At 58.4% G+C, this 12,560-nt stretch carries 12 protein-coding genes; 5 read left to right on the top strand and 7 right to left on the bottom strand.

All coding sequences use genetic code 11. From position 1 onward, the window contains the following. A complete protein-coding gene (locus FIU93_RS23225; protein WP_152506906.1) occupies window positions 1-3,105 on the top strand; it encodes an efflux RND transporter permease subunit in 3,105 nt (1,034 codons plus the stop codon). 250 nt (window positions 3,106-3,355) lie between these two features. On the opposite strand, the gene FIU93_RS23220 is transcribed toward FIU93_RS23225, so the two are convergent. From FIU93_RS23220 to FIU93_RS23210, 3 genes are all read right to left on the bottom strand, one after another. After that, window positions 3,356-4,183, bottom strand: a complete 828-nt coding sequence (locus tag FIU93_RS23220; protein WP_152506905.1) for a bifunctional allantoicase/(S)-ureidoglycine aminohydrolase — start codon at window positions 4,181-4,183, stop codon at window positions 3,356-3,358. A 192-nt stretch (window positions 4,184-4,375) separates the two neighbouring features. Further along, a complete protein-coding gene (locus tag FIU93_RS23215) occupies window positions 4,376-4,579 on the bottom strand; it encodes a hypothetical protein (RefSeq protein WP_055653717.1) in 204 nt (67 codons plus the stop codon). Between the two features lie 32 nt (window positions 4,580-4,611). Beyond that, window positions 4,612-4,797 carry a YdcH family protein gene (locus FIU93_RS23210; protein WP_031270751.1) on the bottom strand — a complete coding sequence of 62 codons (186 nt, stop codon included), beginning with the start codon at window positions 4,795-4,797 and terminating at the stop codon, window positions 4,612-4,614. A gap of 122 nt (window positions 4,798-4,919) precedes the next feature. Here FIU93_RS23210 and FIU93_RS23205 point away from each other — a divergent pair, with 122 nt between their 5' ends. The 3 genes from FIU93_RS23205 (at window position 4,920) to FIU93_RS23195 (ending at window position 7,289) form a co-directional block, all read left to right on the top strand. After that, on the top strand, window positions 4,920-5,849 hold the full coding sequence (locus FIU93_RS23205; protein ID WP_152506904.1) for a LysR substrate-binding domain-containing protein: 930 nt from the start codon (window positions 4,920-4,922) through the stop codon (window positions 5,847-5,849). A 138-nt stretch (window positions 5,850-5,987) separates the two neighbouring features. After that, window positions 5,988-6,308 carry an antibiotic biosynthesis monooxygenase family protein gene (locus FIU93_RS23200; RefSeq protein WP_055653719.1) on the top strand — a complete coding sequence of 107 codons (321 nt, stop codon included), beginning with the start codon at window positions 5,988-5,990 and terminating at the stop codon, window positions 6,306-6,308. Window positions 6,309-6,434: 126 nt separating this feature from the next. Next, window positions 6,435-7,289, top strand: coding sequence for a GNAT family N-acetyltransferase (locus FIU93_RS23195; protein ID WP_173017395.1), 855 nt, complete (start codon window positions 6,435-6,437; stop codon window positions 7,287-7,289). 14 nt (window positions 7,290-7,303) lie between these two features. On the opposite strand, the gene FIU93_RS23190 is transcribed toward FIU93_RS23195, so the two are convergent. The 3 genes from FIU93_RS23190 to FIU93_RS23180 all read right to left on the bottom strand — a co-directional run bounded on the left by FIU93_RS23190 (window position 7,304) and on the right by FIU93_RS23180 (window position 10,055). Further along, window positions 7,304-8,629, bottom strand: coding sequence for a GNAT family N-acetyltransferase (locus FIU93_RS23190; protein WP_023004040.1), 1,326 nt, complete (start codon window positions 8,627-8,629; stop codon window positions 7,304-7,306). Window positions 8,630-8,720: 91 nt separating this feature from the next. Next, window positions 8,721-9,500: a glycerophosphodiester phosphodiesterase family protein gene (locus FIU93_RS23185; protein ID WP_023004041.1), complete on the bottom strand. Its 780-nt coding sequence runs from the start codon at window positions 9,498-9,500 to the stop codon at window positions 8,721-8,723. A gap of 87 nt (window positions 9,501-9,587) precedes the next feature. Then, window positions 9,588-10,055, bottom strand: a complete 468-nt coding sequence (locus tag FIU93_RS23180; RefSeq protein ID WP_023004042.1) for a RidA family protein — start codon at window positions 10,053-10,055, stop codon at window positions 9,588-9,590. A 276-nt stretch (window positions 10,056-10,331) separates the two neighbouring features. Here FIU93_RS23180 and FIU93_RS23175 point away from each other — a divergent pair, with 276 nt between their 5' ends. Then, window positions 10,332-11,204, top strand: a complete 873-nt coding sequence (locus FIU93_RS23175) for a cell envelope integrity EipB family protein (protein ID WP_209010215.1) — start codon at window positions 10,332-10,334, stop codon at window positions 11,202-11,204. A gap of 42 nt (window positions 11,205-11,246) precedes the next feature. Here the strand turns inward: FIU93_RS23175 and FIU93_RS23170 are convergent, their stop codons facing one another. Then, entirely contained in the window at window positions 11,247-12,560 is a 1,314-nt protein-coding gene (locus FIU93_RS23170; protein WP_075281596.1) for a DNA polymerase IV, read from the bottom strand.

Genomic DNA, 12,560 nt, shown 5'->3' with positions numbered 1-12,560 from the left:
TTGGATATTGCACGCTACTCCATTCAAAAGCCGGTCAACACCTGGATGATCGTGATCATGTCGCTTCTGGGCGGGCTCTGGGGCCTGTCCACCGTGGGGCGGCTGGAAGATCCTGCGTTCACCATCAAGCAGGCTCAGGTGATCACCAGCTATCCAGGCGCAACTGCGGCTGAAGTCGAAAACGAAATTACCGAAAACCTCGAAACGGCCATCCAGCAGATGCCGCAACTGGATCTGATCACATCCGTGTCGGAGCCCGGCTTGTCGCGCATCAGCGTCGAAATCAAGCCAACCTACGACGGCGAGGAATTGCCTCAGGTCTGGGACGAATTGAGGCGCAAGGTCAATGACGAAGTCCGGAACCTGCCGACAGGGGCGGGAACGCCGCTGGTCTATGACGATTTCGGCGATGTTTATGGCCTTTTCTACGCCTTCACTGCCGACGGTTACACCAACCGGGACATTCGCGACACGGTCAAGCGTATCCGACGCGAACTCCTGACTGTTCCCGGGGTCGGCAAGGTGGAAGTTGCCGGCGAACCGCAGGATGTCATCTACCTGAATGTCAATCAGGACAAGATGGCCGGGCTCGGCATCACCTTCACCGATGTGATCGGTGTGCTGGATGCGGAAAACCGTATTCAGACCAACGGGTCGGGTGTTTCAGGTGACAAACGCATTCGCCTCATGACGGCTTCCGCCTTTGACGACTTCCGCGGCATTCAGGATCTTGTCATCGGCAGGGCAGGGTCGACGGCAATGATCCGCCTGTCCGACATTGCGACACTGGAGTTGGGCGAGCCGGAGAAGCCGGACAGGTTGATACGCCATGATGGTCACGCGGCAGTGACGATCGGCGTGTCTCAGGTCGATGGCACCAATATTGTCGAAGTCGGCGAACGGGTGATCGAGAAGCTTGCCGCCGTCGAAGCGCAATTGCCGGTCGGCATGCAGATCCATCCCATCTACGAGCAGAATATCGTGGTCGATGAATCCGTAAACGGCTTCATCATGAACCTTGCGGCCTCCGTCGTGATCGTGATCGGTGTTCTGGCGCTGTTCATGGGGTGGCGCGCGGCAATCGTGGTCGGCACGGTGCTTCTGTTGACCGTGATGGCCACCGTTCTGTTCATGCGCATCTTCGCCATCGAGATGGAGCGCATCTCGCTCGGTGCGCTTATCATTGCCATGGGCATGCTGGTGGACAACGCCATCGTGGTTGCGGAAGGCATGATGATCAACATGCAGCGTGGCCAGAAGGCGATCGAGGCGGCCAGCCGCGTCGTCGCTCAGACCATGTGGCCCCTGCTGGGGGCAACCGTCATCGGTATCATGGCATTTTCCGGCATCGGCCTGTCGCCGGATGCTACCGGTGAGTTTCTGTTCTCGTTGTTTGCCGTGATCGGAATATCGCTGCTGTTGTCGTGGGTCTTCGCGATCACTGTGACCCCGCTGTTCGGCAAGTACTTCTTCAGAACCGCCACCGGCAATCTGGACGATCATGACCCTTACAAGGGCATTCTCTACAAGGCCTATCGCGGGATTCTGATCGGTTCCCTGCATGTCCGGCTGCTGACCGTTGCCGCCCTTGTCGGGATCACGGTTATCTGTGTCATGGCCTTCGGCAACGTGAAGCAGGCCTTCTTTCCGGACAGCAACACACCGATCTTCTACGTCCACTACTGGTCACCCCAGGGAACCGATATCCGGTCGACCGAGGCGGACCTGAAGGAGATGGAGAAAATCGTCCTCACGGATGAGCGGGTCGCAACCGTCACAAGCTTTGCGGGCGGTGGTGCAACGCGTTTCATGCTGACCTACGCACCGGAAGACGCCAACCCGGCCTATGGCCACATGATCATCCGGACGCATGATCGTGAAGAGATCGACATGCTGGCGCTTGAGTTGAGGGAGCAGTTCGCCGAACGTTTCCCGTCTGCTCAGATCATCACCAAGCGCCTGGTGTTCGGTCCCGGTGGCGGTGCCAAGATCGAGGCACGGTTCTCCGGTCCGGATGCGGATGAGCTCAAGCGGCTCGGTAACGAGGCGCAGGCGATCTTCGCGATGCCTGACAACAAGCTTGCAGACGTCAACACAAACTGGCGCCAGCGCGAACTTGTCGTGCGGCCGATCTTCGATGAAGACCGCGCCCGAATTTCCGGCGTGACCCGCGAGGAGCTGTCGGTCGCCCTGCAATTTTCGACTGAAGGCATTCGTGTCGGCTCCTACCGAGATGTCGACGAGAGCATTCCGATTGTCGCCCGCAAGGCCGAGCAGAACGGCATCTCCGTCAACGAGAGCGTGTCGGACTCCCTGGTCCTGAGCAGCAATGAACGCCGCTATGTGCCGATCGAGCAGGTTGTGCGGGAATTCGTGATGGAGCCTCAGGATACGCTCATCCATCGCCGTGATCGCGTGCGTACGCTTACGGTGAAGGCTGAGACGACTGCGGGCGAAACCGCGACTGCTGCTCTTGCAAGGGTCCGTCCGCAAATCGAGGCCATCGAGCTGCCGCCGGGCTATGCGCTGGAGTGGGGCGGTGAATATGAAAGCACCAACGATGCGCAGGAATCTCTGGGTGCGCAGCTGCCGCTCGGTTTCCTGGTCATGCTGATCATCTCGATCCTGCTGTTCGGCTCCGTGCGTCAGCCGCTGATCATCTGGCTGATGGTGCCCATGTCGATCAATGGTGTTGCGATTGCCTTGCTGGCCACGGACACGGCCTTCGGCTTCATGTCGCTGCTGGGCTTCCTGTCGCTTTCCGGCATGTTGATCAAGAATGCCATCGTGCTTCTGGAAGAGATCGATCTTCTGATTGGCGAGGGCAGGGACAAATACCAGGCAATCATCGATGCCAGCGTCTCGCGTATGCGGCCAGTGATGCTGGCGGCGATTACCACCATCCTCGGCATGGCACCGCTTCTGTCGGATGCCTTCTTCCGAGGCATGGCAGTGACGATCATGGGTGGTCTGGCGTTTGCCACCGTGCTGACCCTGATTGCCGCACCCGTGCTCTATGCCCTGTTCTTCCGGGTTCGCCCGCCGAAGAAGGACAAGACGAAGGCGGAGCCGTCAGTCCCTGCGGATGCTGTTCCGGCCAAGTAACCCCAGACGCGGTCACTCACAAACTTGAAAGGCGGCCTTCGAGCCGCCTTTTGTCTTTCTCTCAAATGACATCCCAACGCCAACCAACACCGGGCCCCCATGGCTTGATCATGGGACCAACCCGTCACGCCAGGGAGTGCAGGAAACACGGAAATGCCGTTCCGGTTTTCGCTATGGCCTCCAGAGCCATCTAGTCTCGTGATATCAATATCTTGTCGACGTATCCGGACTCATTTTCTCAGTCTGCCTTTCAGCCGCGACTGAGTTTCATGTGCCGGTTGACATCCTTGTAGAGCAGATAGCGGAACTTGCCTGGCCCGCCGGCATAACAGGCTTGCGGGCAGAAGGCGCGCAGCCACATGTAGTCACCGGCTTCAACCTCGACCCAGTCCTGATTGAGCCTGTAGACGGCTTTGCCCTCCAGCACGTAAAGCCCGTGCTCCATCACATGGGTTTCGGCAAACGGGATAACGGCACCCGGTTCGAAGGTGACGATGGTCACATGCATGTCATGACGCAGGTCTTCCGGAGCGACGAAACGGGTGGTTGCCCACTTGCCGTCCGTCCCCGGCATTTCGGTCGGCTTGATCTGTTTTTCGTTCGTTACGAATGCATCCGGGGCAGCCATTCCCTCGACTGCTTCGTAGGCTTTCCGGATCCAGTGAAACCGGACTGGAGCATCGGCCGAATTTTCGACCGTCCAGGCACAACCGGCCGGTAGATAGGCGTATCCACCGTCTTCCAGTACGTGCACAGTCCCCTCGATTGTCAGCGTCAGTTTTCCTTGCACCACGAAGAGAACGGCTTCTGCATCGGCGTCCTGCTCAGGGTTATTGCTGCCGCCGCCCGGCTGCACTTCCATGATGTATTGGGAGAAGGTCTCTGCAAATCCGGAGAGAGGGCGTGACAGCACCCAAAGCCGGGTCTTTTCCCAGAACGGCAGATAACTGGTGACGATGTCACGCATCGTTCCCTTCGGGATGACGGCATAAGCCTCCGTGAAGACGGCCCGGTCGGTCAGCAGCTGGGTTTGTGGCGGGTGACCGCCGCTTGGAAAGTAGTAGGGCGATGAGGTCATGCGGGTTTCCCTGAACCGTTGCCGAAACACTGTTTCGATCTGAATTAGAAAGCGCGGCTTACGGCAAGGCAACGAAAAAGAAAACCCGCCCGCGAGGCCTGCGGGCGGGATGTCCAGCTGGATGGTCAGCGTGGTCCGGATGGCGGAAATCCGGTTGGGGCCGGGAACCCGTCCTCTTTTCGGGACGTGGTTCTAACGTGCCGAGACCATCTCGCGCTGGACTGTGCTTCTTGCGGTCTTGACGTTGTCGAGCACCTTTGGGCAGGCGGCGCCCGACGTCTGTTTCTCGCGCAGGAACGAGGCCATGCGAGCATCGATATCCTTCAGGCGGGACTGTCTGGAAGGCGTGCGCTGCAGGGCCGCAAAGGGTGAAAAGAATGGCAGGAACGGATTCATTCAAAACCTCCCGATTGGCGTTGTGTTGTCGGTCAATAGACCAGCTGAGAGGAGCTCAGATTGGTCTCGATCCGGGTAATCTCATCCCGTAACCGAAGCTTGAATTTCTTCAACGACCGTATGTGCTGCGTATCCGGATAAGGGTGCATTTCCTCTCTGCGGATCAGGGAATCCAGGGTGTTGTGCTGGCTGCGCAGCGACTTCAGTCTGTTGTACATCGCCTGCTCCTCTTTCGTGGGCTGTGTCTTCGACACCCTTGATATGGATACGAGGAGGGAATAGATGAAATACATTGTTTCAATTGAATTGATAGAAATTTTCTATCATTCAGGGAGGCGACATGCGGTTTCGGCCATCGTCACGGCAGCTGGAGTATTTCGTTGCACTTGCAGAAACCTTGCACTTCGGCAGGGCTGCCTCTCGCTGCCACGTCTCGCAGCCGACGCTTTCAGCGCAATTCAAGCTGCTTGAAGAGCAACTTGGCTGCACCTTGCTGGAGCGCGGCAGTGGGGGGATCAGCCTGACGGCCTCCGGTGAGCGCCTGCTGCCGCTTGCACGGCGTACCCTAGAAAATCTCGACGAAATCGTGACTGTCGCCCAGGCAGGGCAATCCAATCTCGGCGGTCTGATCCGCCTTGGGGTCTCGCCCACATTCGGGCCGTATTTCATGCCCTACCTGTTGCCAATCCTGAAACGTGAATTTCCGCTTCTCGAGCTCTACATCCGCGAAGACAGGCCCAATCTCCTGGAAGAGGGACTGATGTCCGGTGCGCTCGACTGCATTCTGACACCGGATTTTGCGTCATCGGATCAGTGGACGGCACAGGTGCTGTGCCGGGAAAGCGTTTCACTTGCCGTGCCGAAGTCGCACCCCTTGGCTGGTGTCGAAGTGATCCCGGTGGATATGTTGCGCGGCGAGAAGCTGCTTGCACTCGGTCAGGGGTTTCGCCTCCACAACGATGTTCAGGCGTTGGCACATGCCGCGGGTGCGGACTTTCGGCAGGACTATGAAGGCACAAGCCTTGATGCCTTACGCCAGATGGCTTCGATCGGCATGGGGCTGGCACTCTTTCCCGCCGCTTACATTGCGTCCGAGTTCGGAAAGGAGCCGGATCTTCTGTTGAAGAAGATCGAGGGCTTGCCGATGCGCCGGACGATGCATCTCGTCTGGCGATGCGGGTCTTCCCGAACCACCCATTTCGAAAACCTGCTGACCCTTGCGCTCCAGGCGGTGAACAGCATGAAAGTTGAGGGTGTCGAGCCGGCCTGAAAGAGGCTCACAAAGGTATTTGGAAGTGTAAAGCCGTAAAGCAGAATTGATGGTCCGCCGTGCCACGTAATCCTCCCCATATTGCCGGTCCGCTAAAAACGTGCCAGCCTCGGACGTACCGGCGGAGGAGGAGAGCCCATGCCTGAAATTTCAAGCGACCGCGATTGCCAGACCGTCATTACCACTTTCGAAATGACACCGGGCACATGCTACGACCTTCTGGACGAACTGAAGGACGCCTACGAGAATTTCATTAGCCATCAGCCGGGCTTCATTGGTGCCGGGCTGCATGTCAACGATGCTCAAACCCGTATCGCCAATTATTCGCAGTGGCGCCGACGGGAGGATTTCCTGGCCATGTTGCGTTCACCGGAAATGCGTGAGCGCAACCGGCGTATCAGTTCATTGTGCAAGAGTTTCGAACCGGTAATGTACGACGTCGTGGACGCCTACGACTGACTGACCTTCATGACAGAAATCGTGATGGCGCCGGTCATGAAGGACCGGCGTTGCACATTGCTCCGGGTTCCTGGAACAGGGACCGGAGGTTCCTTGCGAGACTTCCCGCATTTTTCGGAAACTTCCATGTCCTACCAGATTGTCGATTGCCGCTCGTTTGGTGCTGACCAGCTGTGCGAGGCCTTAAACATTGCTTTCTCGGATTACGTCACGCCACTCCATCTGAGCGAGAAGGATTTCCGTGAGTTTCAGCGCCAGCGCGGGTTTTCGGCAGAGCATTCCTTCGTTGCGATGGCAGGGGAAGAGATTGCAGCCTTCTGGTTTTCGAGCTTACCGAACTCCAGTTATGGCGACAGGGCCTATACGTTGTCCGTCGGGACCAGTCCTGCGCATCGTCGCAAAGGCCTGTCGAGAAAGCTTCTTGCAGCGGTGATCGAAAAGCAGCTTGAGGTTGGGGCGAAAGGCCTGCAGCTTGAGGTCATCACGACAAACGAAAAGGCGGTTGCTGCTTATGAAGCCTTTGGCTTTCGCCGCGAAAGGACACTTGGTGTCTTTCGGCTCGTGAACAGCAAGGCGCTCAAGGCGCAGGTCGGAGTGTGGGTGCCCGAGCGGATCGGGTTGAACGATCTTCCCGATGATACCGGCCCCTATTTCGATACCTTGCCGACCCCCCAGAACAGTATTGCCGGGCTTGGTGGTTTGAGCCCGGATATCCATCTTCTGGCTGTTCGCCATGACGATGAAATTCTGGGGTGGGGGGCGAGTTTTGCCGATGGCGCGGTCGCGCAGATCGCCGTTCACAAGAACCATCGTCGCCAAGGCATTGGCCGAACCTTGTTGCAGGGGCTGATGGAGGCCCTGGGCGGATCCGAACTACGGTTTGTCAACGTCGACACCGCTGCGCAAAGCGCCAACGCATTCCTGCGCCTGTCAGGTGCGGAAGAGCTGCTACAACAATACGAAATGCGGCTTGATTGCTAAGCGCACACCAAGGTTCAGGTCTCTTGGTCGATCTTGCGGAATGGTGCGTGTTCGGCCAGCGCCTCGTTCTCGCGTTCGACGGCAAGGCGTTCGTGTTCCAGAAAATCTGCGACAGCCTGATGTAGCCCTTCATGGGCGATCCAGTGGGCGGAATAGGTTGTGGTCGGCAGATAGCCGCGCGCCAGCTTGTGGGCACCTTGAGCGCCGGCTTCAACGCGCTTCAACTTGTTGGCGATGGCAAAGTCGATCGCCTGGTAGTAGCAGAGCTCGAAATGCAGGAACGGGTGGTGCTCGGTGCAGCCCCAATGGCGCCCGAACAAGGTGTGCGAGCCGATGAAGTTGAGGGCACCGGCAATGTATTGGCCATGCCGTTTGGCAAGAACCAGCAAGGTGCGGTCAGCCAGCCTCTCATTGATCAGCGAATAGAATTTTCTGTTCAGATAGGGGCGGCCCCACTTCCGTGAACCCGTGTCCATGTAAAATTTGTAGAAGGCGTCCCAATGGGCCTCGGTCAGATCGGACCCAGTGACCCATTCCACCTCAATGCCCTCTGCGCTCAGGGCTTCGCGCCGCTCTTTCTTGACGGCCTTGCGCTTGCGCGACGCCAGATCTGCCAGAAAGCCATCGAAATTGTCGTAACCGTGGTTTTCCCAGTGAAACTGCTGATCGGTCCGTTGCAGATATCCTAGTTCACCCAGACTGTCCCATTCCGGTTTGGTCAGGAAAGTGGCATGCACGGATGAAGCCCCGGAGCGCTGACATACCTGTACCAGACCGGCGGCAAGCGCTTGCAGGCCCGCTTCACGGTTGACACCGGCACCTGTCAGAAACCGGCGTCCGGTTGCCGGCGTGAAGGGCACGCTGATCTGAAGTTTGGGATAATAGTCACCGCCTGCACGGTAGAAGGCGTCGGCCCAACCGTGGTCGAACACATATTCGCCTTGCGAATGGCTCTTGAGATAAGCCGGCACGGCACCGAGGACCTCGCCGCCGCTATCTTCCAGCACCATGTGTCTGGGCAGCCAGCCTGTCGCTTCCGTTGCACATCCGGAAGCCTCCAGAGCCTCCAGAAAAGCGTGGGACAGAAACGGGTTGAAATCGATGTCCTCACCGGCAAATTCGGAACTGCCGCCAAGTGCCCCGGAAAGCTCGGCCAGCGCCTCGCATTTCGGGTCTTTCTTCAAGAGCCCCCGTCCGGAAAGCTGCCAGCCTGGATTGGCCACCTGATCCCAGTTGGAGGCAGTGACATCCTTCAAGGAAGACAGGATTCGCAAGGTCGCTGTCTGTCCGCCGTCATCTGTAGCCGGGGAGTTGCCGTCCGTGGACCGGGAGGAGGTCATGCGTCAGAAGAAACCAAAGTTTGAAACCATACTCTTGATGTAGCGCTGGCATTTTGCAGCGCAAGAGGTTGATGTCGTGTAATGGTTATTTCTAAAGGGAACGGGCTGCGCTCCTGTCCGGATCAAAGCCCTCGAAAACGATCTGGTCTGCGTAGCGATCGGCCTTTTCACGTTGTTCGGTGGTTCTCACCGTCCAGGACATCAGTGGCACCTTGAACACAGAGCGTAGCAGACTGGGTCCGGCCTTTGGCAGGTCCTTGACACCGTAGGAAATGAAATGCGGGCGCGTGCGCGGTGCATGCAGGATATGGCGCAGGATGAACCGGTCGACACGGCTGTAGCGGGCATAGTCAGGTCCGGGCTCGGCGCCGTCGGCAACGATACCGCGCAGTACCGAGGCGTTGCGTGCCTTTGCAATGGACAACATGTCCGGGTCGAATGACTTGATGCATGCAGGGCCCTTGTAGCCCGCCACCTGGTCCGTCACGTGCCGGACAAAGTCCATTTGCGCATCACGGCGCATCAACGACTTGATCTCGACCACCAGCGGGACGCGGCCGTCGACAAGATCGAACAGGTCCTTCAGGAGCCAGAGCTTGTCTGTTCCGGTCTTCATGTGAATGCTGGTGAGCTCGGATGCGGCCAGATCGATAACCCTGCCGGTTCCCTCCGCAAGGCGCTCCAGCGTGTAGTCATGGAACACCAGAGCTTCACCGTCTGCCGTTTCCTGAACATCCACCTCGATCGCGAAATTCTTGTCGATCGCATGCTGAATTGCGGTAGGCGTATTCTCAATGACGCCGTTGTCGGCATCGTGATAACCCCGATGGGCGATCGGGCGGGCGAAGATGGCTTCGAGTTCCGGTGTCATGGCGGGGGCTCGTCAGGAAGGAAAATGCCTCACCGGCCGGTGTGGCTTCGGGAAGAGAGTGGGGGAGGCCAGGCTCCCCGCAATCAGTCAGTCTTCGATTTCGAAAATCGCTTCGATCTCGACAGCAGCACCGAAGGGCAGGGACGCGGCGCTGACGGCGGAGCGCGCATGGCGGCCCTTTTCGCCCATCGCCTCTACCAGGAAGTCGGAAGCGCCGTTGATGACCTGCGGCTGGTCGACGAATTCGGCCGTGGAGTTCACGAAGCCGACGATCTTCACCAGTCGGGCAACCTTGTCGAGATTTCCGGTGGCAGCCTTAGCCTGGGCAAGCAGGTTGATGGCGCACAGCTTGGCAGCGGCCTTGCCTTCGTCGATGCCCAGACCGTCACCCAGCTTGCCGGAGATCTGAAGCTTGCCGCCTGCCATCGGCAACTGGCCGGAAACGAACAGCTGATTGCCGGTCTGCAGGAAAGGCACATAGTTGGCCGCGGGTGCCGCCGCTTCCGGAAGTGTGATGCCAAGTTCGTTCAGCCGGGCTTCGATCGCGCTGCTCATGGGGATCTCCAAGTTTGAGAGCTTTCGGCGTGTCTTGGCGTAATTCGTCACAGGTGACAAGGTCAAAATGGGGTGTGTACGGTAAAAGGAAACTGTGGAGGAGCTTGGTTTCGATTGCCACGGTCACCACTTGAGAAGGACGATTTGTGAAATAACAGGCCAGCGGGGCTTGGGGCATGGCTGCACATTCGCGGTGGCGGAATGTGCAGTTTGCCGCATAATGTGTGGAACCGGTCCAGGTGGCGTTTCCACCAGGACGAGAATGAGGTTTTTTTGATGCAATGCGTTCCGAAGTCAGTGTCCTCGACCGTTGGTGCGATCGTTTTGGCCGCCGCAGCTTATGCGGTGTCTGGCGCGACCGACGCCGATGCGAGCGGCACTGTCGGCTTTAAACTCGTGCCCCATCGCGCCGTTTACGACATGAACCTGGGAGACAGCGAGGAGCAAGCCGGGATCGCGGGCCTCAACGGACGCATGGTCTACGATTTCTCCGGAAGCGCCTGCGAAGGCTACAGCGTCAACTTCCGCTTTGTCACCGAGTTCCAGAATACCGACGGTGGTTCACAGATCACTGATCTGCAGACGACTTCCTTCGAAGAGCCACGCGCCGAGAGCTACCAGTTCCTCTCCAAGACCTTTGTCGATCAGAAACTGGTCGAAGCGACCCGTGGAACCGCACGGAGCGGAAAGAAAGCACGTACTGTCGAACTGAAGGAACCTTCGGAAAAATCGCTGGAGATTGGCCGGGAAGTGCTGTTTCCGACGGAGCATCTTCTGACGATCATGAAGTCAGCCGAGGCGGGCGTCCATTTTGTTGCAGCCGACATCTATGACGGCGCCGAAACCGGAGAAAAGGTTTATGCAACGACGACGGTGATCGGTGCCAAAGCCGTCAACGACGCAAAAACCGATGCTGACCACGTGGATGCACCGCTGTCCGGCAAGGGCTACTGGCCCGTTACCGTCGCCTACTTCGACCCAAGTGCCGAAGACGCAAGTGGAGAGCTTCTGCCGGTCTATCAGCTGTCATTCTGGCTGTATGAAAACGGCATCAGCGGACACCTGAAGCTCGACTACGGCGATTTCACCATCCAAGGCAAGATGGCATCGCTGGAGCTTTACGATGAGACCGAGTGCCCGCAGCAGTAACCGGGCAAGACCGCTTCTTGAAATGATCGGGTGACAGGCGCACTACTTGTCACCCTGCTTCTTCGCTTCCTTCGCCGCGCGCGCTGCGTGCGTGAGGCCGAGTTCGACAGCTGACGTTCCGAACTTGTCCCGAAGCCGATCCACGGCCAGTTCCGCATTCTTCCGTCGTTCGGCCGACTGGTCGAGCAGGTCTCTCGGATCGGCGCGGTCCGCATTTTCCAGATCGCTGACCCCGATGCCGATAAGCCGGAAACGTCGGCCATCGGCTTCGATCTGAAGAAGATTTTCACCCGCCGCGTAGATCTTGTCGGCCAATTGGGTCGGATCGGAAAAATGCCTGGCGCGGGTGATCGTCTTGAAGTCGGCGGTTTTCAGTTTCAAGGTCACTCCGCGCCCTGAGAGTTCCGCCTTCTTGAGCCTCGCAGACACTTTCTCGGCCAGGTTTCTGAGAATGGGACGCAGTGTGTCGAAACTCGAAATGTCGGTGAAGAAGGTGGTTTCCGCGGAAACGCTTTTTGCACCCCGTTCAGGAGTGACTTCACGGCTGTCGTCTCCATGCGAAAGACGGGCCAGACGCAGGCCGATGGTGCCGTATCGGCGGGCGAGATCCGTCGCTTCCATTTCCTGCAGCTGTCCGATTGTCCGAATGCCGTCCCTCTCCAGTTTCTGCTGGAACACCTTGCCGACACCCCAGATGCGGCCCACAGGCATGGCCGCCAGAACGTCTTCCGCTTCCGCTGCGCCGATGACGGAGAAACCACGCGGCTTTTCGAGATCGGACGCAAGTTTTGCCAGAAACTTGTTGGGGGCAAGGCCGACAGACGCCGATATGCCGATATCGGCTTCCATGTCGCGTATGAAGCCGGCGAGTGTTTCCGCCGGAGACTTCTTGTGAAGGCGTTCGGTGCCCGTCAGATCAAGAAAGGCTTCGTCGATGGACAAAGGCTCCACCAGGGGTGTGAGCGCACGCATGCGTTCACGGATCTCCTTGCCGACGCTCGCGTATTTGGCCATGTCAGGCTTGATCACAATCGCTTGCGGGCACGCCTCAAGCGCCTTGAACATGGGCATTGCGGACCGCACACCGTAGATGCGGGCGATGTAGCAGCATGTGGAAACCACACCGCGCTGACCTCCGCCAACGATTACCGGCTGGTCCTGCAGCTCCGGATTGTCGCGTTTTTCGATCGAGGCATAAAAGGCGTCGCAATCAATGTGGGCAATGGCCAGCGTGTCGAGTTCCGGATGCTTGACCAGCCTCGGGCTGCCGCAGCGGGTGCACCTGGCTGCCGACGGGGCGAGGCGGGCGCCGCAGTCTCGGCAAAGGGCACGTAAGGGCGGAACGGGTTGGGACAC

This window comes from Labrenzia sp. THAF35 (genome assembly GCF_009363595.1).
GTDB lineage: Bacteria > Pseudomonadota > Alphaproteobacteria > Rhizobiales > Stappiaceae > Roseibium > Roseibium algicola.
The sequence above is the reverse complement of the archived record's forward strand: the minus strand, read 5'-3'. Positions and strand labels throughout refer to the sequence as shown.

What these genes read in the sequence shown, in the direction of transcription:
- FIU93_RS23220 (WP_152506905.1), bottom strand. Translation starts at nt 4,183, where the DNA reads ATGACCTCATCGCCCTACTACTTTCCAAGCGGCGGTCACCCGCCACAA.
- FIU93_RS23215 (WP_055653717.1), bottom strand. Translation starts at nt 4,579, where the DNA reads ATGAATCCGTTCCTGCCATTCTTTTCACCCTTTGCGGCCCTGCAGCGC.
- FIU93_RS23210 (WP_031270751.1), bottom strand. Translation starts at nt 4,797, where the DNA reads ATGTACAACAGACTGAAGTCGCTGCGCAGCCAGCACAACACCCTGGAT.
- FIU93_RS23205 (WP_152506904.1), top strand. Translation starts at nt 4,920, where the DNA reads ATGCGGTTTCGGCCATCGTCACGGCAGCTGGAGTATTTCGTTGCACTT.
- FIU93_RS23200 (WP_055653719.1), top strand. Translation starts at nt 5,988, where the DNA reads ATGCCTGAAATTTCAAGCGACCGCGATTGCCAGACCGTCATTACCACT.
- FIU93_RS23195 (WP_173017395.1), top strand. Translation starts at nt 6,435, where the DNA reads ATGTCCTACCAGATTGTCGATTGCCGCTCGTTTGGTGCTGACCAGCTG.
- FIU93_RS23190 (WP_023004040.1), bottom strand. Translation starts at nt 8,629, where the DNA reads ATGACCTCCTCCCGGTCCACGGACGGCAACTCCCCGGCTACAGATGAC.
- FIU93_RS23185 (WP_023004041.1), bottom strand. Translation starts at nt 9,500, where the DNA reads ATGACACCGGAACTCGAAGCCATCTTCGCCCGCCCGATCGCCCATCGG.
- FIU93_RS23180 (WP_023004042.1), bottom strand. Translation starts at nt 10,055, where the DNA reads ATGAGCAGCGCGATCGAAGCCCGGCTGAACGAACTTGGCATCACACTT.
- FIU93_RS23175 (WP_209010215.1), top strand. Translation starts at nt 10,332, where the DNA reads ATGCAATGCGTTCCGAAGTCAGTGTCCTCGACCGTTGGTGCGATCGTT.